The organism is Vibrio sp. OPT24, assembly GCF_015163545.1.
GTDB lineage: Bacteria > Pseudomonadota > Gammaproteobacteria > Enterobacterales > Vibrionaceae > Vibrio > Vibrio cyclitrophicus.
Genome location: NZ_JADDYI010000053.1, coordinates 1,354,875 through 1,376,611, shown reverse-complemented (window position 1 = coordinate 1,376,611; position 21,737 = coordinate 1,354,875). Strand labels below are relative to the sequence as shown.

Genomic DNA, 21,737 nt, shown 5'->3' with positions numbered 1-21,737 from the left:
ATGGCTCACACAATAAAAAACGGCTGAGCAATCACGCTCAGCCGTTCTATTTCTAAATTGCCTATCTTGTAGGTTTAGTTACCTAAGCCGTTTTGTTCTCTTGTTTCGCATCTTCCACCGAGTCGTCCACGGCTTTCACCAACATTAGACCAACGATAAACACGATACCGCCACATAGCACGAACATCATTCTTCCCCAGAATGGGTTCGGTAGAGCAAACATCGCCATTACTGCCACACCAGATACTGCAATCAGTGAGCCCAGCATGTGACGTTGTTTGTTATCCAATTTCTTCTGTGCTGTTGATTCAGAAACCAACGGTGTCGCAAGATTGTTGAAGAAGGTGTCTACATCTTTCTGACGAGACGCTTCTAGTGGTTTGTAGAACAGAGTCGACAGAATGAAGAAACCACCTGTAAACGTTAAGTGAGCAATCAGACCTACCGCTACTTTCAAATCAGACCATTCACGGCCTGTTAGCGGCTCTAGGTTGAACCAGTTTTGTAGCATTTCAGCTGTAATCACGAAGCCTACGATGTAAGACACAATCGCGCCAACCACTAGCGTGCCCCAACCTGCCCAGTCCGGTGTCTTCTTAATGAAGAAGCCACAGAATGCTGGAATCGTCATTGGGAAACCGATTAATGCACCAACGTACATCATAGTGTCGAACAAGCTCAAACCTTTCAGCGAGTTGATAAACAGTGCGATAAGGATGATAGCGACACCGAAAACCGAAGACATCAACTTAGACACAACCATCAACTCTTTCTCTGTCGCGTTTGGACGAAGAATAGGTTGGTAGAAGTTGATAACAAAGATACCTGAGTTACGGTTTAAACCTGAGTCCATTGAAGACATAGTTGCTGCAAACATCGCTGCGATGAGAAGCCCCACCATACCTGCTGGCATGTATTGCTCTACGAAGTATAGGTAAGCGAAGTCGCCCGCTTTAGAACCAGCATCTGGGTAATGCGCCGCAAGATCAACGCCTTGCCCTGCCACGAACCAAGGTGGCATGAACCAAATGATTGGACCAATTGTCATCAGAATACACGCCAACAGAGCCGCTTTTTTCGCATTCTTTGAATCTTTTGCAGCTAAGTAACGATAAGAGTTCAACATGTTGTTGGTGATACTGAACTGTTTGAAGAAGATGAAGAATGCCCAGATTCCGAAGATGCTTACGTAGTTCAGATTGTTACCAGAAACAAATGACGCGCCTTCTGCAACAGGGAAATCGTTGATGATTTCAGTAACGCCACCACCCTGCACGATAGCCACGGCTGCACACGTTACCGTTACCGCCATGATGATAACCATCTGCATGAAGTCAGACGCGATAACCGCCCATGAACCGCCAGTAACCGACATCACCAGTACAACAAGACCGGTTAGAACGATGGTTGTCGTCATATCGAAGCCAAAGATGCCCGATGCAATGATCGCCAAGCCATTTAGCCAGATACCTGCAGATACAATACTGTTCGGCATGCCAGACCAAGTAAACACTTGCTCGTTGAAGCTACCAAATCGCATGCGTATCGCGTCAATTGGCGTTACTACACGCAGTTGACGAAATTTCGGAGCAAAGTACAGGTAGTTCATCAAGTAACCAAATGCGTTTGCTAGGAAGATTACCGCGACAGCCATACCATCGGCATACGCTTTACCTGCTGCACCGGTGAAAGTCCAAGCACTGAACTGAGTCATAAACGCAGTTGCGCCAACCATCCACCAAAGCATGTTACCGCCCCCGCGGAAATAGTCACTGGTTGTACTGGTGAACGTTCTAAACATCCAACCTATTGCGATAAGGAAAAGGAAATAAATTCCTACGATCAGAGTATTGAGTTCCATGAATTAAGTCTTCTTTATTATTAATATCTGAAGAGCATATTATCCATAGAAAATTTAATTTGTAGTATTATAAGTCAAGATTGTGATGGGACATATAAACCTGAATATTCGATTTCGAGGCATTAACTACGCGCTAGTAAACAAAGAATAATCCGACATGAAGTAAACATTTAAAATCAATCACTTAAAAGAACCTCAATCAGTAACTCGGACAACAATAACAAGATTTTGTCGTCTCGATAAGTGGTTTTTAATTTACTTAACATTCATTAAATGCATCGCGTTAATACATCAACTATCACACGTTTAATTCAATTAATAGAGAGCGGAAATAATAAGCAACTCGCAAAGCTAACCCTTAATGTTATTAATTAGGGGTATTTAGTGAAGTGGGATAAATAGAAAAACGAGCTTAGAGATGAAGCGTAGGAATAAACACTAGAGGAAAACACAAAGTAAGTGACCACCACAGCTCAGAGCCAGCAGTGATGCTCTAGTCATACAAATTTCGGTCGTATAAGCTCAGGTCAGAAAAGGGAACTTTAGAGTATATTAGATTGAACCACGATATTCGGTTGGGGTTTTTCCTGTTCGGTTTTTAAATACTCGGCAGAAGTAGTTCACATCTTTAAAGCCACAGCGGACTGACACTTCATTGAGTTTGAAGTTGTACTTCTTAAGCATGAACTTAGCGCGGTCGACACGAACACGGGTAATGTACTCCGCCAGGGTCATGTGGCCTTGTTGACGGAACATTCGCGACAAGTGGTTCGATGAAATGCTAAAGCGTGAGGCAATGCTGTCTCGGGTGATTTGGCGGTGGAAGTTCTCTTGAATGTAGATACAAATCCCCTGATACACATCCTGTACTCGGCTATGAGATTTTTCTACGGGCGCTTCCAGCATGGTTTTACTGTATTGCAGTAGAGCTTGCAGCAATAACTCATCCATCGGCTGCTTGTTACTTTCCCTCGCGAGTGAACTGAGCGCTTCAAGAATGTTATCAATCGCAAACCCAGAGCGAGTCTGAATACTGTGCTTTTGAATATCGTAAAAGCTCTCTTCCCCTTTGCGCTTACTCACCAAACTTAAACCAAGCTGACGACGCCCAAACAACATGCTCAACACCGAACAGTCAGTATCCCAGTTCGGCTTATTCCAACAGTTGGGTGGGATGAAAATCGCGTCTCCGGCTTTGGCAATAACGTTGGTTATTTTGCGATCATGACTCTCCATTTCATTAATATACTCTCCGTCTAGCACCAACTCTAAGCGCGGAAAATTCACCTGATAACTGCACGCTGGAGGCGTATGAAAATCTCCAGCAAACCAGATGTTGTGAAACGGTTCTCGCTCATTTAATACAGAGGAGATTAAGTCATGAAATATCATTTTTAAAACTCTTATGGGCAACAATAAGGCTACGGGAATAGATATACTCCTTAGTGAAACATAGTGCTATTGAGCAAAATCACAATTTGAGATCTAGGTTACAAAAATCCAGTTTTAGAAATAAATTTCCAGTGCGGAAATTGATGAAGCACGTTGTTTCCTGGATAACGAAATACGCCCAAGCCCTTATAAATAAAAGCCTCAAAACATCTTAAACTCTGTCAACACAAGCCTAAAAACGACCACTCGACCGATCAAAATCACACTCCATTTATAACGCAACAATCATCCAGTAAATGCATTTTTTCTTCACTACAGAAGCTAAGCCATAGATTCCAAAATACCCCTAACAAAATAAAAATAGAGTAGGGGTTCATTATGATCACAACATTGATCAATCAAGATTTGATTAAGCTTTCGCTTAGCGCTGATTCAAAAGAAGACGTATTTAAAGAGCTGATAGACGTACTTTATGCGCAAGGTCGAATTTCAGACAAAGCACAGTTTCTTGCCGACATTAAGGCGCGTGAAGAACAAGGCAACACAGGGTTTGAAGAAGGCATCGCCCTGCCACATGCGAAAAGCGCTGCGGTGATCAAACCCGCGGTTGTTATCGGCGTCCATAAACAGGGCATCGAATACGGCGCCGATGACGGTCAGCCATCAAAACTGTTCTTCATGATTGCCTCTCCTGATGGCGGCGATAATCACCACATCGAAGTATTGGCAGAGCTTTCTTCAAAACTGATTGAAGAAGGCTTTATTGAAAGCTTTATGAATGCTCAATCTGAACAAGAAGCATTAGAACTACTGCTTAGCAAACCTGAGCCTTCAGAAACGGAAACCAACGTTGAGAAACAAGGCTTCATCATTGGTGTGACAGGCTGCCCAGCTGGCGTTGCGCACACTTATTTGGCAGCTGAAGCGCTAGAGAAAGGCGCGGCGGCTCTTGGCTACGACATCAAGGTCGAAACTAACGGTTCTATTGGTGTTAAAAACAGCCCGACTCAAGAAGAGATCGAACGCGCCGACGCGATTGTCGTGGCTTGTGATAAACAGGTCGACATGGCTCGCTTTGCCGGAAAACGCGTCATCAGCACCAACGTAAAAGCACCAATCAAAGACGCACAAGGCTTGATTAAGCAAGCGCTCAACGCACCTAGTTACCAAGCTGAACAAACGCCGACCAACCAATCTGTTGTAGAAAAAGCCTCACAAGCGCGTTCAGACCTTTATCGTTACCTGATGAATGGCGTATCACACATGATCCCATTCGTAGTCACTGGCGGCCTATTGATTGCCCTTGCACTGGCGATTGGCGGCGAGCCAAGTGAATCAGGCATGGCGATTCCTGCTGGCAGCATGTGGAACCAAATTCTAGAAGTCGGTGTGGTTGCGTTCACCCTGATGATCCCAATCTTGGCTGGCTACATTGCTTACGCGATTGCTGACCGCCCTGCCCTAACCCCTGGCATTATCGGTGGTTGGATTGCTAACAACGGCTCTTTCTACGGCGCTGACGCAGGTACAGGCTTTATTGGCGCAATCATCGCTGGCCTATTAGTCGGCTACTTCGTTAAATGGATTACCTCGTTTAACTACCACAAGTTCGTTCAACCGCTTGTGCCTATCATGATCGCTCCGATCACAGGTTCTCTATTCATCGCGGGTCTATTCATCTTTGTTATCGGTGCACCTATCGCAGGGCTAATGGATGCTCTAACTGCACTACTAACGAGCATGAGTACAGGCAACGTGGTTCTGCTAGGCATCGTCCTTGGTGGCATGGCCGGTTTCGATATGGGCGGCCCGTTCAACAAGGTAGCGTTCCTATTCTCAGTCGGCATGATTGCCAGCGGTCAAACTCAGTTCATGGGTGCAATGGCATGTGCAATTCCTGTCGCTCCACTGGGTATGGCTATCGCAACCAGACTTGGCCGTAAGTTCGACCTGTTCGAATCTTCTGAAATTGAAGCGGGTAAAGCAGCAGGCGCGATGGGCTTAGTAGGTATCTCTGAAGGTGCAATTCCTTTCGCGGCTCAAGACCCGATGTCGGTTATCCCTGCCAACGTACTTGGCTCAATGACTGCTGCGGTAATGGCGTTCTCATTTGGTATCACCAACAGCGTTGCCCACGGTGGTCCAGTTGTCGCTCTATTAGGCGCTATGAACTACCCAATGCTGGCACTTCTGTGTATGGCTTCAGGTGCGGGCGTGACTGCGGTTACTTGCATCGCACTTAAAAATCTACGCAAAGCCAAGCTAACGACAGCAGCGGCTTAAGCCATTTCAACTCCAATGGCTTGAACCCTTCTACTCTCCTTTTTTTAGTCGCTAATACTTTAGTTGCAAATAGGTCGAATAGAGCTCAAGCCATGTTTCCCTTCATGGTGATTTCGATGTCTGATTTTTCTTTAGCGAACGATTCGTTCGTACAACGCTTTTTCTACCCTATGACCAACGTGATTCAAAACTACGCATGGGGTAGCCCTTCTTCGTTTAGCCAACTGTTTGGTATTGATAACCAGTCTGGTGAGCCGCAAGCGGAGATCTGGATGGGTGCTCACCCGAATGGTTGCTCAATGGTCACTGATAACGGGCAGCAGACCACATTATCGAGCTTGATTTCTAAGAACCTCAACCTGTTCTTAAGCGAGAAAGTAGCAAGTCGTTTTGGTGAGCTGCCATATCTATTCAAGGTGTTAGCAGCAGAGAAAGCGCTGTCTGTTCAAGTTCACCCGAACAAGCAACAAGCGGAATCTGGATATGCTCTTGAAGAGCAGCAAGGCATTCCGATGACAGCGGGTAACCGTAACTACAAGGATCCCAACCACAAACCAGAGCTGGTGTATGCCCTAACCGACTACACGGCGATGAATGGCTTTAGGTCGATCAACGAGATTCTTGAGCACTTCCATTACCTTGATATTCCCGAACTGCATTCGATGGTCAATGACCTCGCGGGCGACCAAACGCCTAATGGATTAGCGAGCTTCTTCGCGAGCTTATTGTCTTTGCAAGGTGAACAAAAAGGCATGGCGCTGACCATGTTGCTGGTGAAGGCGAAGCTTTCAGATACACCTGTGTTTCAGTTGATTTCAGAACTGGAAGATCAATACCCAGGTGATGTCGGCCTATTCGCACCACTGCTATTGAACGTGATCACCCTAAAGCCGGGGCAAGCCATGTATCTGGATGCCGAAACGCCCCACGCTTACATCAAAGGGACAGGCTTAGAGATCATGGCGAACTCAGACAATGTGTTGCGCGCTGGGTTGACGCCTAAATACATGGACGTGAATGAGCTGGTTTCTTGTACTCGATTTAATGAAAAGCCTGCGGATAGATTACTGCTCAGCCCTATTGAACAAGGTGATGTGATGGAATACGAAATTCCAGTGGAGGATTTTAAGTTCTCTATCGTGCAAAACTCACATCAACGACAGATCACCACCGAAGGTGCCGAGATCCTATTGCCGCTTGACGAATCTATGGTGCTCACTCACCAATGTGGCGAAACCTGCGTGATAGAGAAAGGCCAGTCCGTGTTCATTCCTGCTTATGCAGAGAGCTATAAACTGGATTGCGCTGGACGCGTAGCGCGCGCTTACAGCTAGCTCCCTTAGAACTCAGTACAAAGTCTTACTGCCCTGCTCATGCGGGGCATTTTTGTTTCTGAGGAGGTCGCTCGGCGTATCAAAAACATAATCAAATATGACCTATCTCGCACTGCATTAATGATGCAAATCACACTTAATTTTGCTGGATACAAATGTACAGTGAAGGGCTTTTATTTGCTATTTCGCGAATGCCGTTAATCCATTAATTTTAATTCAAGAACTTCAAAAGTGAATGAGTTAATAAATGATCACACAGCTAACTAACGTCAACTTAATTAATAACAACCTTCAAGCGAATAATAAAAAAGAACTGTTTGAAGAATTGGCAGGTATGTTATTTGAGAACAACCGAATCAGTAATAAAGAAGCCTTCTTGGCAGACATCGAAATTCGTGAATCTCAAAGCATTACCTCAATGGACGGTATCGCTTATCCGCACTCAAAAAGCAAGGCTGTCACTGAGCCAGCAATCGCTGTCGGTGTTAAGCGTGAAGGCATTGAGTATGGCGATGAAGACGGCATCAATCCAACCGTGTTTTTTATGATCGCATCACCAGACAACGGTGCTGACCATCATATTTATGTACTACAAGAACTGTTTGGAAAATTCAGCGATGAATTTATCCAGAATATCCATAACGCAAAAGATGAACATCAAATCCTTAATATTTTAATTAATTCATAAGGCGTAGAAAATTATGAGCACCCTAGCAAATCAAGCTACGAATACCAGTAGCAATTCTAATAATAGAAATAGTAGTAGCGACTATAAAAAAATCCTCAGTACCATGAAAGGCCATCTGCTTTTCGGAACCTCACACATGCTGCCTTTCATCGTAGCCGGTGGTGTTCTGTTGGCCTTAGCGGTCATGGCATCAGGCAAAGGTGCGGTTCCAGCCGACGGTTTGCTGGCAGACATCTCTAATATCGGTATCAAGGGCCTTGTTCTTTTCCCAATCATTCTTGGCGGCTTTATTGGTTACTCAATTGCAGATAAACCAGCACTTGCTCCTGCGATGATCTCTTCTGGCATCATGGCTGACATGGGCGGTGGCTTCCTTGGTTGTATCGTGGCAGGCTTTATCGCCGGTGGCGTGGTGTTCCAACTTAAGAAGATCCCGCTTTCTGCAAACATGACTGCGCTGGGTGCTTACTTCATCTACCCGCTTCTAGGCACGTTAATCTCTGCTGGTATCGTACTGTGGGGCATCGGTGAGCCAATCAAACTGTTCATGTCTTCAATGAACGAATTCCTAGCTTCAATGGCTGGCGCATCTAAGATGGTTCTAGGCACAATCCTTGGCGGTATGACGGCGTTTGATATGGGCGGCCCTATCAACAAAGTAGCGACCCTATTTGCTCAAACTCAAGTAGACACGCAACCTTGGCTAATGGGCGGCGTAGGCATCGCAATTTGTACACCACCTCTAGGCATGGCACTGGCGACTTTCCTATTCAAAAACAAGTTCTCTAAACAAGAGCAAGAAGCAGGAAAAGCAGCAGCAATTATGGGTTCTATCGGTATCTCGGAAGGTGCTATCCCATTCGCAGCAAACGACCCAATGCGCGTACTTCCTTCAATCGTTGCCGGTGGTATCGTGGGCTGTGTATTCGGCTTCATGACAGACGTTCTATTGCACGCACCATGGGGCGGTCTAATCACTGCGCCAGTATCAAGCAACATTCCAATGTACGTCGTCGGTATTGCACTTGGCTCGCTAACCACAGCCGTTATCGTTGGCTTCTGGAAACCAGTCGCGGTTGAAACAGAAGAAGACATGCTTGAAGCACCAGTACAAGCTCAAGCAGCTCCTGTAGCAGGCGAAGGCGAGTACGACATCGTAGCCGTAACATGTTGCCCTTCTGGTGTTGCACACACCTTCATGGCAGCGAAAGCTCTAGAGAAAGCAGGCTTAGCAGCAGGCCTTAACATTAAGGTAGAAACTCAAGGGCAAAACGGTATTCAGAACCGCATCACTGACCTAGATGTGGCGAACGCAAGACTGGTTATCTTGGCTCACGATATTCAAGTGAAAGACGCTCACCGCTTTGCGAATGCGAACGTGATTGAGTGTTCAACGAAGGAAGCAATGAAGAAAGCTGCGACTATGGTGGCTATCTAAAACCTGAAACAAGTTAGAAGATAAAATTACTACCCCCTAGTAGCTAAAATCCCCATTCGTTTTGTCAGCGAATGGGGATTTTTTTATTGGTAGACCGACAAATCCTTCTCGATAATCAGTCATCTGAGTGTCTGTCATATAATATGAAAAGAAACTCGTTATGTTGCTGAACATGGTTCTGTTTCAGAAGTGATACTTTCTTTTAACTGTTTAGACGGCACCGGATAGCCAAGATAATAACCTTGGGCTTGTTCGCAATTTAACGTTTTTAAAATTGACAACTGTTGGGCATTTTCAACCCCTTCAGCCACCACATGAATGCCAAATCCTCGAGCTATATCAATGATCCCAGACGTTATGGCTCTAGAACGATAATCATCTTCTAACCCATTGATATAACTGCGATCAACTTTAATCTCATCAACATCCAACTTACTGAATATACCAAAAGAAGTGTAACCAACACCAAAGTCATCTATCGAAAAAGATACCCCATGCTTTTTTAATTTTTGAACAGCGATTGCACACTGATCTATATCTTTTAAAATAGCGGTTTCAGTGATTTCAAGACAAAGTAAGCGAGCAAATTCGGGGTCCTTTCGTAGATAATTATCCAGATGGTCCATGTCATCCACGCTATTTAGCTCTACCGCTGAAATATTGACCGAGACACTATTAAGGACACTCCCAAGCAAACCACAAGCTCTTAGTTGTACCGCAGTTTTCTCTAGAACTAACGTGGTCAAATCTCGACAAAAATGATTCTCTTCTGCTAGCGCGACAAAGATATCAGGTGAAACAACACCATAGCGTTCATGCGTCCAACGGGATAACACTTCCACACCTGAGACGAGTCTATTTTCAATGTTGTATTTCGGCTGAAAAACAATATCAATCGCTTTGTCATCAATCGCTTTACGTAACTCTTGCACCATTTCTTGACGCTGGCGTTCAAGCTCTGTGAGTTTGGGGTCATGAAATTCAATCGAATTTTTGCTTTTTTTTGCTTCCGTTAAAGCATGAGTCGCTGACGCCATAAGTTGTTTGGCATTATGACCATCCGAAGGAAATAGGGCGGCACCGATACAGCAAGTTGCGTTGGTATTATAACGATAAGCACATTGGTTAAATCTACGATGTACGAGAGCAATGTAGGATTCAATATCTTCTTTATCATTGAGTTTGACTAAACACGCAAAACCATCGGAGTGTACCCGAGACGAAAGCGGTAGATGCTCAATAGGAAGTTCAATAGATCGTGCGATATCTTTTAAAAATGAATTAGTGTTTTCAAACCCAATCTGGTCAGCGACAGATTTGAAGTTATCAATGTCGAGTAAGAAGAGGACATAATGATCAGTGACCTGGGATTTTTTCAGTCTTTTGTTTAAATATCGATAAAAAACTGATGGGCTATGAAGTCCAGTTACACTATCAAGGTCGTTGGCGCTCTCTAAATCACGATTATTTTTCCGAACCATTATCCACAATAAAGTAGACGTCAGAACGATAAAGATCAGACCTTTGATTGTCTGTGCTAAAGCATGTTCTTGTAAGTCATTTGATAGTGATTCAACCGCAAGATCAGAGAAAAAAACCCATAATGATGACAGTATTAAGTAACTGAGTACTATATTTACCGGATATCGTTTTATCTTATTCATCGTTAGCTGCTGTCTCTCAATCTAATGTGTCATGACTCATATGTTATAAATTGTCCATAACGTAGCACTAACATAAGTCACAATCTACCGTTCGAGCTTTTATTTTTTAACCTTAGTTTGGCAATTTTCATCACAGCTCTAAGCAACAAAAAATTTTAAGGTTAAAACATTACAAAAACAATTTGTGAGAATGCTAGGTATCCACTGAACTAACTCTTAGTCAAACTAGGAGTTGCTTACCGCTTTTGTTGGTATCGAGTAATTGTTATGTGACTCTTCAATCACAATGGTATTTCGTCCTTTGAGCTTTGCTTGATAAAGAGCTCTGTCCGCGCGCGCGACACAGTCTTTCCAATTTTCATTTTCTGATAGCAAGCTAATACCAAAACTTGACGTAATTTTCAGGGATGGTTGTTGCTCAAGTCTGATCTTCTGAATCGCCGAGCGTAGCTTTTCTGAAAGCGCAGCGGCTCGTTCCAGGTTCGAATTGGGTAACCAGATAAGAATTTCATCTCCTCCAAGCCGGAAGACCGTATTAGGTAAATCGATTAACCTCAATACCGTTGTCGCTAAAGCTTTAATCGCATCGTCACCTACAAGATGCCCAAACTGATCGTTCACTTGTTTAAAGTTATCGATATCCAGTAATACAATGCAAACCGGCTTATAATTCACCTGTACTTGATGTTTTTTTACTGCCTGATCCAGAGCTCGACGGTTCTTTAGTGCCGTAAGAGGATCCTGTTGTGAAAGGCATTGAAGTGAATGTACGAGCCTCGCGTTTATCAACCAAAGCATTGAGAAGGACATAGATACAATAAGAATAATACTTAAAATATACGTATATTCATTTAAGTAGTTCGCGCTGATAAGGCTATTCATCTCGTTCAATGAAAAATGCGTTTTTATAGCTCGAAAAGTCATAAAAAAGCTATAAATAATAAAAGGCAAAGCCATCATATTTACAGCCAACGAAAGATCATTCCTTTTCCCGTTCAGTATCACTATAGCCGAACTTGCGGTTACGAATGCTAAGTAGAGACTCATAACAATAATGCGGTTTTGAATAGACTGTTCGTAATAAGTAAATTGAACAAAACTTACTAAAACCAAAAACAGTGCAATGCGACTATATTGAACAATCTGACGTGAATGACGACGAAAAACAGTCAAACTATGTAGTACCAAATGAAAACCATAAGCAATGGTTAAATTTCCAACAATAATACTCATAAAGTCCGAGATAGAGCCTCTCAAGCTTAATAGTATGGTACCACTGCCAATCACGAACATAGATGATGAAAAAAGGGAAAGCCCCAGGACTTGTTTCTGAGCTGACTGGAATAATAACAAGCCAATACTAAAGATAAGTGAGAATATAATGAAAATTATACTTAGAGTTCTTATATCTAACGGGAGATTATCCATATTTTTCCTTAAATAGGATAGAAAATCATATCATATTGCTTTTATTAAACATGACATGTTGCTTTCTACCTTCCTTCTCTCATTTCAATTTTTCATCAAGCAAATTAAAATGCACTAAACTGCATAGCACCGCAACAATACAGGCGGCCGAGTATAGCAATTTTTAATACAAATCACATCTCTGAACCATTTCTCCTACCTTGAGAGATTTTGTTCTATGGAACGAACTGATATAAGGGTTAGTAAAAAATCAAATAGCTCCATAAGCGATAATCCAGTTCTTTAAGTTACTGCCTTTCTTAGTTAATCCATTATAAATAAAGTGGGTAACAGTTGAAATATGTCACTACCTGAAATAGGGTTAAACAGGTATTTTCATAATAAGAACATCAGAAGGACATTGATCAGATATTGATGATCAACGTCCCTTTTCTTCTATTTCTTATTTCTATTTTTATTTTTATACTCAATGCCTTCGCTTCGTCATATCAGAGCTCGCATCAGGATTATCTATTCTTTGATATAAAGATCCTTAGAATAGATGCGCCCTTCAACGTTGTTCTTAGCAAAACCACCGACACTTGGTCGCACTAGGCGGGCCTGCATGTAGTAATAGATTGGCGCGATAGGCATATCTTCAGCCAGTAACTGCTCGGCTTGATCATAGAAACTTTGGCGATCTTGCTCATTGGTTGCGGCTAATGCGCTGTCCATCGCTGAGTCGTACTTGTCGTTGTTGTAACGAGCAAAATTACCCGATGACTCAGAGCGCAATAGGCTCAAGAAGGTCGACGCTTCATTGTAGTCACCACACCAAGACGCTCGCATTACATCAAAATCACCTTGGCGACGTGATACTAGGTAAGACTTCCACTCTTGGTTTTCCAGCTCAACTTGCGCGCCTAGGTTACCTTTCAACATTGAAGCGATGGCCACTGCAATCGACTTGTTCGACTCACTGGTGTTGTAGAGCAATTTGAAATCCAATGGATTAGCTGCATCGTACCCCGCTTCTTTCAGTAGCTCTTTTGCTTTTTGGTCACGTTCCTTTTGAGTCCATGTGCTGTATTCAGGCTGAGTCGCATCAAAACCTGCCGTGTACTCATGGGCAAAAGTATAAGCAGGTAGGTTACCCACCTGAGTGACACCATTGGTGATCACATCACGCATCATTGAATACGATACCGCTTTACGCACTCGTGAATCGTCAAACGGTGGACGCGTGGTATTGAACGCGTAGTAGTAGGTACACAACAAAGGTACCGCGGTAAACGCATCTTGGTATTTGGTTTTAAGCTGCTGCGCCATGTGTGTTGGTACGTCAGACGTGATATCGACCTCGCCCACCGCATAACGGTTAATCGAAGCGTTTTGGTTTTCGAACGGAATGTAAGTCACTTGGGTTAGATTGGTATCTGAGCTATCCCAGTAGTTAGAATTCTTCTTCAGTTCAATCCGTTCGTTAACCACCCACTCATCTAAAACAAAAGCGCCATTCCCTACAAACTGCTTAGGGTCGCTCCACGGCTTATCGCTGTTTTCTAGCGTTGCCTTATGAACGGGCATCATAGATGTGTGACCCGTCATCGCAACAAAGTATGGCACTTTGCTATCAAGATCGAACTTCACCGTGTGTTTATCGACAGCAGAGATACCGAGCTCTTCGACGGGCTTTTTACCTTCTGCTACGTCAGCAATATTGTTGATTTTGGTAAGCTTGAGATACCAAACATTCGGCGAAGCAAGTTTCGGGTCTACCGCACGTCTTATCGCATACACGAAATCATCGGCTGTCACCGGATCGCCATTCGACCATTTAGCATCTTTACGTAGGTGGAATACAAACGTCTGGTTGTCTTCGGTTTCCCAAGATTCCGCAACACCAGGAGTAATGTTGCCATCGCGATCTTGAATCACTAAACCTTCAAATAGGTCTCGTAAAATGTGCATTTCAGGCAGGCCTTCAGCTTTCGCAGGATCGAGTGTCGCCGCTTCTGCATCATTGGCACGAACTAAGTGTTGCTCTTTTGCCAATGAAACACCAGCAGGTAAGGTTTCAGCAACGGCTGTCACTGCGATAAAAGGGGTCAATAGAGATGAAATGAGTAAAGCCGTTGAATGTTTTTTAAAATCCATGTTTGTTTGCTCTCCTAGCCTATCTTTGAAGCAAGTAATAAAATTAACAATGTGACGGTTGACGAGTTTTGACGCTATGGTTTATTAAATAGAGGTCATCTAAATAGTAGTTATAGCAATCAAAGTAAGTAAGTGTTCAAAAATAGCGCAGGAAAAAAGCTTGAGAACAAGGCGGCTTTTTTCGATAAGTAGTTATTCTACAATCAAAAAATCTAACGACGTTATCGAGATTTTTAACAAGCTAGGGTGAACAGTTATTTACTACGATTGGTTTTACTATTTGATAGTACTTGATCAATCAGGAGATTAAGGTGAGTTTAATTCCAAGAACGGAAAGAGCTGCGTTTTCGATAAAGCCGCTGTCATATGGAAAATCGGTGTTAGGTGCGCCTTTGCTCTACTTCCCCGCACAAATAGAAAGCGAATCTCGCGGGCTGATTTTAGCAGGCACACACGGCGATGAAACCGCTTCTATCGCGGGTTTGTCTTGCGCCCTAAGAAGCTTGCCTGCCGCCAACTTACGACACGATGTGATTCTGTCGATGAACCCAGATGGCAATCAGCTAGGTACCCGCGCTAATGCTAACCAAGTCGATTTGAACCGCGCCTTTCCGGCTCAAAACTGGACTGAAAACGGCACCGTCTATCGCTGGAGTTCCCACACACCTGTCAGAGATGTCAAAGTGAAAACCGGCCAAGCCAACCAGCTCGAACCAGAAGTGCAGTCACTCATCAACCTCATTGAGCAACGCAAACCCAAGTTCGTCATCTCTTTCCACGAACCTCTCGCCATGGTCGACGACCCAAACCAATCAGAACTCGCCTCTTGGTTAGGCAAACAGTTCAACCTACCAATCGTCGAAGACGTTGATTACGAAACCCCAGGCTCATTCGGCACTTGGTGCCAAGAAAGAAACCTACCGTGTATTACCGTAGAATTACCACCCGTTTCTGCGGATTTGACTATCGAACAGTATTTGGATGCGTTTGTGGTGGTGTTGAGGTGTGAGGGTATTGTTTAGAGAAACACGTTTGGGATATTTCTGAGTTAGAGAGAGGCGTAAAAGAGTTTCATATGTTTTACGCCTTTTTGTAGATTAATTTAGAGCTAGCTAATAAAAAACACTAAATCGCCAATAGATACGATTTCACAGACGCAAGACGTAAAGTGGCCCCACCAATGATGTCTATAAAACCGAGTATAGGGTAAGGCTTAGACGCACTGATCCATGCTGAGCCTGTCGCGCCAATCGGTATTTTTTTCATCGTTTCTTCATCAATTTCTAAAATAACGGTTCGACCAATTGCTGGAGAGCCCCTTTGAATGTGTGCCGAAACTCGCTGCTCTTGTGGTAGTAAATTTCCTTGAGCCTCACCGGTTGCTTTTACTTTACTGTGAACTCGAGAGCGGAAAATTTGCCCTGGAAAAGTATCAATAAAGAACTCGCTAAACTGACCTTTTTCGATATTGGCAAACGCTTGATCAGGGATACGCATTTCGACAAACTTCTTCGATGTATCCCACACATGCAGAGAACCAACTCGAGATCCATCAGCAATAAAAACATGGGTGATCATGCCATCAAATGGCGCTCGAACCGTAAGGCGGTCAAGGTCAAACATCAAGCTTTGTTTCTTAGCGAGCAAACCATCTTTCTTGGCATGCAACACGTTCAACTCAGCCATAAAAAACTCAACGTTGTCTTGAGTTTCTTCTAACTCTTTAAGGCTAACATGTTGCTCTAAGTTCTGGTTACGCGATAGGTTTCGCTTAGCTTGGGCCACTTTCACTTCTTGAGCTTCAATGGTTCTATCAATTTCAATCAGACCAGAATCAACCTCAGAAATCGACGCAGAGATCAGATCATCTTTGAGAGTGTAAAGCACTTCGCCTTTTTTCACATCGCTATTGTGATCAACGTATATTTTGTCGATGTGTTGACCAAGTGTTGGAGACATCACAGCATGGGGGGCTTTGACGGTGGTTGAATTGGTCAAATCAATCGGCGAATAAAAACGATGGCCGACAAACAAACTCACCAGTAACAGCAAGCCAATCACAACAGACACAAAGTAATTCTTTGGGGTTCGTTTGATTACATTAAATTTGAATAACAACCAAACCACTAATATGTAGGGGAGCATAATCTCTTTCATTACGAAGCGCCTCTAATCCACTGTTGTAATTTATCCCAGTCCGTCACAATCGCGAGCACCGCAATAATCCAGAGCGGTTTGTAAAACATGCCCAATATGCACAGCCAAAAAATCAACTTGGCCTGAGCCAAACCACGCTCTTTAGCAAGGTGTTTGGGAATAGAATGGACATACCATAGCTTGCTCAATGTCCATACAAGGATGCCCAACGTGACTGCCACAATGAACCACATGAACAACGTCGATTCTAGAATGTTGTAGACCGAAGGATACGCATCGTAAACCAAGGTAGTTGGATGAATCTTCATACGATTTCCTAAATTATCATCCCGTCTCTAAGGCAAAGCCATTGGACTATTCCAATCACTTAAGCACTTATGTACTTATGTACTTATGTACTTATGTACTTATATATTTACGCACTTAAGCACTTAAGCGCTGAGCCCGGAATGAACGAAAAAAGCCGTCTATCAATACCCATTGTCATCGGTATCAATAGACGGCATACACTTTATTGTTCTAGGTACTTAACACGAACTTCTTTGATTTTGCCGTCAAATTTGAACGGCATATCATCATAATAAGCTTGTGATACTGGCGAGCCTAAATCAGAGCCAATATCAAACCCATCATTGAATGAGAAGAACGAAGGCGCTGTTTTTGGAACCACACCAGAGGCGAACGTTTCACCATTCACCTTGATGGTGATATCGAAAGGCGTAAACGGCCCCGGCTTAGTCGCTTTAGATTCAACTTCTATCGTCACTTCACCTTCTGGTAACACTTTCTCAGATTGGATATGTGTGTGTTCCATCAAAAACAGGTTGTACTCATAGTTAAGTTTTCCGTCTTTCACGTACACCGCCATACCACCTGAGAATGCACCGACCGCGTAGAGCACACCATTCGTATCAGGAGTAACCACCGCATCAAACTCGACGAGCGTAGAACGGTTGCCGACTTTTGGTGCTGCAATTTCAGGGATTCTGGTGATTTCATCAGGATACGTCCATTGCGTATATTTACTCTCTGGCGCATCTTGCGGGCTGTGTGCTGCAGTAGACCATAATGATCCACCAATCGGGAATGCTTTGTTATCCTGCGCTTCTTGCTTGAAAATCGCCTTCATTTCTTCCAGTTTTTCAGGGTACTTATCAGCCAGATCAACCGCTTGAGACCAGTCCTCATCAATGTGGTATAGCTCCCATTTATCAGTTTCAGGGCTCCACTCTCTAAAACCTTCGGGCATACCTTGAACCCAAGGTGCTCTTGGCCCAAACGCACTCGCAAACCAACCATCATGATAGATACCGCGACTGCCTAAGATCTCAAAGTATTGGGTTTTCTTCTGCCCTTTCACATCCGCATCGTCAAACGAATAAGTCATGCTTTTACCATCGATTTCATCTTGAACATGACCGTTGACCACTTTAGGTGGTGTAATGTCTAAGATGTCGTAGATAGTAGGCGCGATGTCGTTAACGTGATGGAATTGCGAGCGTGGCGTCGCATCGGGTTCAATTTTCGCTGGCCAACGCACCGCAAGAGGTTGACGTGTTCCACCAAAATGAGCCGCAACTAACTTGGTTGATTTATAAGGGGAGCTGCCTGCCCAAGCCCATGCCGCATGAGCCATGTTCTCGAATTTAGGACCGCCTAGCTCATCAATTGAACCGACCTTGTTCATCGCTTCAATTTGTTGCTTTGTCGTGGTTGGAATGGCGTTTTGAGCGAGCAATTCAGCAAGCGTGCCGTTTTGCCCTTCCGATGACGCGCCATTGTCACCCCACAAGTAGAAGAAGACAGTGTTGTCTTTGTAGCCAAGCTCATCGATTTCATCGACCAAACGACCAACCTGAGCGTCGGTATGCTCAATGAAGCCGGCGTACACTTCCATTAAACGTGCTTGGAATGCTTTTTCATCTTCAGGTACATCGTCCCACGCAGGCATACTTTCTGGCCTTGGTGTTAGCTGCGCGTTTTCAGGAATCCAGCCCATTTTCTTGGCTTTTTCGTATACGTCTTTTCTGTATTCATCCCAACCAGCGTCGAATTTGCCCTTGTACTTATCAGCCCATTCTTTGGTTACATGGTGAGGGCCGTGTGCCGCACCACTAGACCAATACATCATGAAAGGTTTGTCAGGCTGCAAAGACTTGTGCTGACGCATCCATTTGATCGCTTGATCCGCAAGATCTTCACTCATGTGATAGCCTTCGCGGTGGATTTTTTCTGGATCAACAAACGTGGTGTTTTCCACCATAGTCGGTTCATATTGAGATGCACCAGCACCAACAAACCCATAGAAATATTCAAAACCATAACCCGTAGGCCAATTATCAAAAGGCCCCGCAGCTGTGGAATCTAACGGGTGAGTGTTGTGCCATTTACCAAAAGCAGAGGTTGAATAACCGTAGTTTTTAAGTACTTCAGGAAAGGTCGCACTGGTTTTCGGGATCACCCCTGCATAACCATCCCAATCGTTAGCATATTCCGCAATAACACCCGCGCCAACACGGTGATGGTTTCGACCAGTAAGCAATGAAGCTCGTGTAGGCGAACACATCGCTGTCGAGTGGAAACGGTTGTAGGAAATACCTTCACCAGAGATTTCATCTAATGTAGGCGTATCGATTGGACCGCCGTAAGTCGACGTTTGGCCAGGACCTACATCATCGATCATCACGATGACGATATTAGGAGCATCTTCAGGTAAATGGTTGGAAATAGGACGCTTGTTATGAGTAGATTCAGCAAGAGTATGTTTGGCCACCGAGGTCGATGGCTGACTAGGAAACGGTAAGACCTCTTGTGCGACAGAACCCGCAGCAAAACAAGACATCATGATGGCACTAAGCTTTTTCATTCGGACACCTTTGAGAACAGGAATTAACTCCGGTCTACCTGTTGTGCTAAAGACATCCGTATACCGTCATTTAGCGAAGCAAAATAGATCAGAGATGTAAAACTCAATGGCGAGGGGTCAAAGAAAATAGCCTCAGCACCAATGTAGTTTTTCAGTGCTAAGGTTATTCAAAAGGGGGATATGCAGGTAGAGCGTGGCGTTTATATCAGCAATAAGTGGGGTTTATAGTACTAATCCGCGCATCCTAGGTGTGCTCGAATAGTTTCTCTAACTTTTATGTGGTTTTCTGTTTTTTGATAGCGTCGATGGTAAGCCAGACAGTATTCCAATGGCTTATGCTCTATCGGGTTTTCCAGTACTTGAAAATTTAAACGCTCTTGCCAATTGAGTGCAAGATGTCGAGGTACGATCGCAACTCTATCGCTGATGGTGACATCAAGCAGCATCGCTGAAATTGAATGGGTCTTGCATTGGATATTCCTACTTTTTGGACTCTCCAAGCGGATATGTTCGAATCCATCCATTCCTTTCCATTGGGTAGCTAATGCGACATGCCCCTCTTCATAGAATTGATTCCGTGAAATATGACCATGAATTCTTGGATGGTCACGACGGCACACAATAACGGTCGATTCGCTGAATAACGGCTCAGTGACAATGGAGTGGTCTTTGACCATAAATATACCCACGGCTAAATCGACAGATAACGATTTAAGTTGGTGCAGCAGTATTTCCTGATCTAATGGAGTATGTTCTATCATCATTGACGGTAGAACGGGCAAATCCAATGCCAGTGCCTCGTTCACATAAACCGAATAAGTAAAACGCTCACTCAAGGCATTTTGTATTTCATCAAACCCAACGCGAAATCGAGTGGCTAAACGAATGGCCATCGCGGTCGGTTTCATCGTCCGCCCCTCTCGATAAAACAGGGGCTCACCAATCTCTTGTTCCATTCGCTTTATAGATGCACTCACCGCTGGTTGCGTGATACCTATGGTTTCAGAGGCTTTGGTATAAGAGTGATACTGGTAAACTTCTAAGAATACTTTTATCAAATTCAGATCAAAATCCATGGTTTACCTTCTTACTCCGCAGCAATGTTTGTATTTTATACCACTTCCACAAGAACAGGATTGATTACGACCAATGGTCACCGAGCTTTTGCTTACAACTGCTGTCAGCTTCACATCTTGATAAGCCAATGCCCACATGATTTCATCTGCAAAACGACCAACAGATAATAGCCTACGCATTTCTTTCATGTATTGAGCACTGTACTCGAAGAATTTTTTATAGCCTTGGCAAAAATAGTTATGCCCTGGATGTCCGCTTGAACTGCGTTCAAAACGATGTTTTGGACACCCTCCATTGCAGGCAAACTGAAATGGGCATTTTTTACAGTCGGGAGTCAATGTTGTTTGTTTTTGTAGACCGAATTCAATGGCTTGCTGGCTGTTATTGCATTCAGAAATCGATTTATGATGAATATTGCCCAAACGATGTTCAGGGTATACATAATGGTCGCAATTGTATAAGTCCCCGTTCGCCTCAAGAGCAAAAGCATGACCACAACGTTCAGTAAAATGACACATTCCAGACTGCTGTCCGCACCAAGCACTCAACGTACTATCAAACATATTCACAAAAATGGAGCCCACATCTTTGCGTACCCATACATCAAAAATATCACAAAGAAATTCGCCATAGGCTTGCGAAGGCACCGACCATGACGTCACTTCCGCTAAAGGCTCATCGGGTAAGACAAGTTTTAAATCCGTTTCAGAACATGTTTGCTTCGCTCGTTCGACCAACGGAATAAACTGAATATACGTTGAACCAATCTCTTTCAAATGCTGATACACCCGCTTTGGATGCTTTACATTTTCATTATTGACGACGGTAAGCGTATTAAACTCAACACCATGCTTTTTTAACAATTCGATACCTTGCATAACTTGAGCATGTGTTTGTTTACCCGAGCGGGTGACTCGGTAAGCATCGTGTAGATCTTGTGGCCCATCAATGGACACACCGACTAAAAAGTGATGTTTTTTGAAAAACTCACACCAAGCATCGTTAAGCAAAATACCGTTGGTTTGAAAGGTGTGTTCAAGTTTTTTTTCCTTTCCGTACTGTTCACATAACTGCATGGCTTTTTCAAAAAACGCGAGCCCCATCATTGTTGGTTCACCGCCCTGCCAAGTAAATTGAACATGGTTGTTGCTTTGAGCTTCAATGGTCTGCTTTATATAGGAACTTAGCGTGTCATCACTCATTCGCCAGTTTGTTTGACGTTCAGGATAGAGTTGGTGTTTTTCAAGATAGAAACAGTAACTGCAATCAAGATTACAGACAGAGCCGGTCGGCTTGGCCATTACGTGACAATTGTGAGGTGCTTGCATGAGTGAACCTTATAGTCAGCCCATCCATTGTGGCTAATTAGTGAGAAGCGTCCATAAGTGTGTATCACCATTCTATAGGTTCAGT

Annotated in this window: 15 protein-coding genes; 5 read left to right on the top strand and 10 right to left on the bottom strand. The window is 43.8% G+C overall.

Going from position 1 to position 21,737, the window contains the following annotated elements; translation table 11 throughout:
* Window positions 1–82: 82 nt before the first annotated feature.
* On the bottom strand, window positions 83–1,861 hold the full coding sequence (locus IQO02_RS19700) for a sodium:solute symporter family protein (RefSeq protein WP_010432926.1): 1,779 nt from the start codon (window positions 1,859–1,861) through the stop codon (window positions 83–85).
* A gap of 552 nt (window positions 1,862–2,413) precedes the next feature.
* Entirely contained in the window at window positions 2,414–3,253 is an 840-nt protein-coding gene (locus IQO02_RS19695) for a helix-turn-helix transcriptional regulator (protein ID WP_010432923.1), read from the bottom strand.
* Window positions 3,254–3,631: 378 nt separating this feature from the next.
* Between IQO02_RS19695 and IQO02_RS19690 the strand changes: the two genes are divergently transcribed.
* The 4 genes from IQO02_RS19690 (at window position 3,632) to IQO02_RS19675 (ending at window position 8,996) form a co-directional block, all read left to right on the top strand.
* Window positions 3,632–5,536 (top strand): PTS fructose transporter subunit IIABC, encoded by a 1,905-nt coding sequence (locus IQO02_RS19690; protein WP_016787569.1) that lies wholly within the window; start codon window positions 3,632–3,634, stop codon window positions 5,534–5,536.
* 116 nt (window positions 5,537–5,652) lie between these two features.
* Window positions 5,653–6,870, top strand: coding sequence for a mannose-6-phosphate isomerase, class I (manA, locus tag IQO02_RS19685; RefSeq protein ID WP_010432916.1), 1,218 nt, complete (start codon window positions 5,653–5,655; stop codon window positions 6,868–6,870).
* A 247-nt stretch (window positions 6,871–7,117) separates the two neighbouring features.
* Window positions 7,118–7,558 carry a PTS sugar transporter subunit IIA gene (locus IQO02_RS19680; RefSeq protein WP_016787567.1) on the top strand — a complete coding sequence of 147 codons (441 nt, stop codon included), beginning with the start codon at window positions 7,118–7,120 and terminating at the stop codon, window positions 7,556–7,558.
* Window positions 7,559–7,571: 13 nt separating this feature from the next.
* The gene (locus tag IQO02_RS19675; protein ID WP_029189318.1) at window positions 7,572–8,996 is read left to right on the top strand and encodes a fructose-specific PTS transporter subunit EIIC; all 1,425 of its coding nucleotides are present in this window, start codon (window positions 7,572–7,574) and stop codon (window positions 8,994–8,996) included.
* Window positions 8,997–9,154: 158 nt separating this feature from the next.
* On the opposite strand, the gene IQO02_RS19670 is transcribed toward IQO02_RS19675, so the two are convergent.
* The 3 genes from IQO02_RS19670 to IQO02_RS19660 all read right to left on the bottom strand — a co-directional run bounded on the left by IQO02_RS19670 (window position 9,155) and on the right by IQO02_RS19660 (window position 14,224).
* Complete coding sequence (locus IQO02_RS19670; protein WP_016766994.1) at window positions 9,155–10,660, bottom strand: putative bifunctional diguanylate cyclase/phosphodiesterase; 1,506 nt, start codon at window positions 10,658–10,660, stop codon at window positions 9,155–9,157.
* A gap of 225 nt (window positions 10,661–10,885) precedes the next feature.
* On the bottom strand, window positions 10,886–12,088 hold the full coding sequence (locus tag IQO02_RS19665) for a sensor domain-containing diguanylate cyclase (RefSeq protein WP_050613238.1): 1,203 nt from the start codon (window positions 12,086–12,088) through the stop codon (window positions 10,886–10,888).
* 510 nt (window positions 12,089–12,598) lie between these two features.
* The gene (locus tag IQO02_RS19660; RefSeq protein WP_065106886.1) at window positions 12,599–14,224 is read right to left on the bottom strand and encodes an ABC transporter substrate-binding protein; all 1,626 of its coding nucleotides are present in this window, start codon (window positions 14,222–14,224) and stop codon (window positions 12,599–12,601) included.
* Between the two features lie 320 nt (window positions 14,225–14,544).
* Here IQO02_RS19660 and mpaA point away from each other — a divergent pair, with 320 nt between their 5' ends.
* Complete coding sequence (mpaA, locus tag IQO02_RS19655; protein WP_231109877.1) at window positions 14,545–15,246, top strand: murein tripeptide amidase MpaA; 702 nt, start codon at window positions 14,545–14,547, stop codon at window positions 15,244–15,246.
* Window positions 15,247–15,349: 103 nt separating this feature from the next.
* Here mpaA and IQO02_RS19650 read toward each other — a convergent pair whose 3' ends face one another.
* The 5 genes from IQO02_RS19650 to IQO02_RS19630 all read right to left on the bottom strand — a co-directional run bounded on the left by IQO02_RS19650 (window position 15,350) and on the right by IQO02_RS19630 (window position 21,652).
* Window positions 15,350–16,381: an HlyD family secretion protein gene (locus tag IQO02_RS19650; protein WP_016795820.1), complete on the bottom strand. Its 1,032-nt coding sequence runs from the start codon at window positions 16,379–16,381 to the stop codon at window positions 15,350–15,352.
* Entirely contained in the window at window positions 16,381–16,689 is a 309-nt protein-coding gene (locus IQO02_RS19645; RefSeq protein WP_016785541.1) for a hypothetical protein, read from the bottom strand. Before IQO02_RS19645 ends, IQO02_RS19650 begins: the two co-directional genes overlap by 1 nt.
* 203 nt (window positions 16,690–16,892) lie before the next feature.
* Window positions 16,893–19,247, bottom strand: a complete 2,355-nt coding sequence (locus tag IQO02_RS19640) for an arylsulfatase (protein ID WP_016795819.1) — start codon at window positions 19,245–19,247, stop codon at window positions 16,893–16,895.
* Between the two features lie 230 nt (window positions 19,248–19,477).
* Window positions 19,478–20,323, bottom strand: a complete 846-nt coding sequence (locus IQO02_RS19635; RefSeq protein ID WP_010432889.1) for a LysR family transcriptional regulator — start codon at window positions 20,321–20,323, stop codon at window positions 19,478–19,480.
* Window positions 20,324–20,326: 3 nt separating this feature from the next.
* Window positions 20,327–21,652 (bottom strand): anaerobic sulfatase maturase, encoded by a 1,326-nt coding sequence (locus tag IQO02_RS19630; RefSeq protein ID WP_102282607.1) that lies wholly within the window; start codon window positions 21,650–21,652, stop codon window positions 20,327–20,329.
* Between the last annotated feature and the right edge of the window lie 85 nt (window positions 21,653–21,737).

Bases quoted from the DNA above. Each gene is read 5' to 3' on its own strand.
- IQO02_RS19700 (WP_010432926.1), bottom strand. From the start codon at position 1,861: ATGGAACTCAATACTCTGATCGTAGGAATTTATTTCCTTTTCCTTATC.
- IQO02_RS19695 (WP_010432923.1), bottom strand. From the start codon at position 3,253: ATGATATTTCATGACTTAATCTCCTCTGTATTAAATGAGCGAGAACCG.
- IQO02_RS19690 (WP_016787569.1), top strand. From the start codon at position 3,632: ATGATCACAACATTGATCAATCAAGATTTGATTAAGCTTTCGCTTAGC.
- manA (WP_010432916.1), top strand. From the start codon at position 5,653: ATGTCTGATTTTTCTTTAGCGAACGATTCGTTCGTACAACGCTTTTTC.
- IQO02_RS19680 (WP_016787567.1), top strand. From the start codon at position 7,118: ATGATCACACAGCTAACTAACGTCAACTTAATTAATAACAACCTTCAA.
- IQO02_RS19675 (WP_029189318.1), top strand. From the start codon at position 7,572: ATGAGCACCCTAGCAAATCAAGCTACGAATACCAGTAGCAATTCTAAT.
- IQO02_RS19670 (WP_016766994.1), bottom strand. From the start codon at position 10,660: ATGAATAAGATAAAACGATATCCGGTAAATATAGTACTCAGTTACTTA.
- IQO02_RS19665 (WP_050613238.1), bottom strand. From the start codon at position 12,088: ATGGATAATCTCCCGTTAGATATAAGAACTCTAAGTATAATTTTCATT.
- IQO02_RS19660 (WP_065106886.1), bottom strand. From the start codon at position 14,224: ATGGATTTTAAAAAACATTCAACGGCTTTACTCATTTCATCTCTATTG.
- IQO02_RS19650 (WP_016795820.1), bottom strand. From the start codon at position 16,381: ATGAAAGAGATTATGCTCCCCTACATATTAGTGGTTTGGTTGTTATTC.
- IQO02_RS19645 (WP_016785541.1), bottom strand. From the start codon at position 16,689: ATGAAGATTCATCCAACTACCTTGGTTTACGATGCGTATCCTTCGGTC.
- IQO02_RS19640 (WP_016795819.1), bottom strand. From the start codon at position 19,247: ATGAAAAAGCTTAGTGCCATCATGATGTCTTGTTTTGCTGCGGGTTCT.
- IQO02_RS19635 (WP_010432889.1), bottom strand. From the start codon at position 20,323: ATGGATTTTGATCTGAATTTGATAAAAGTATTCTTAGAAGTTTACCAG.
- IQO02_RS19630 (WP_102282607.1), bottom strand. From the start codon at position 21,652: ATGCAAGCACCTCACAATTGTCACGTAATGGCCAAGCCGACCGGCTCT.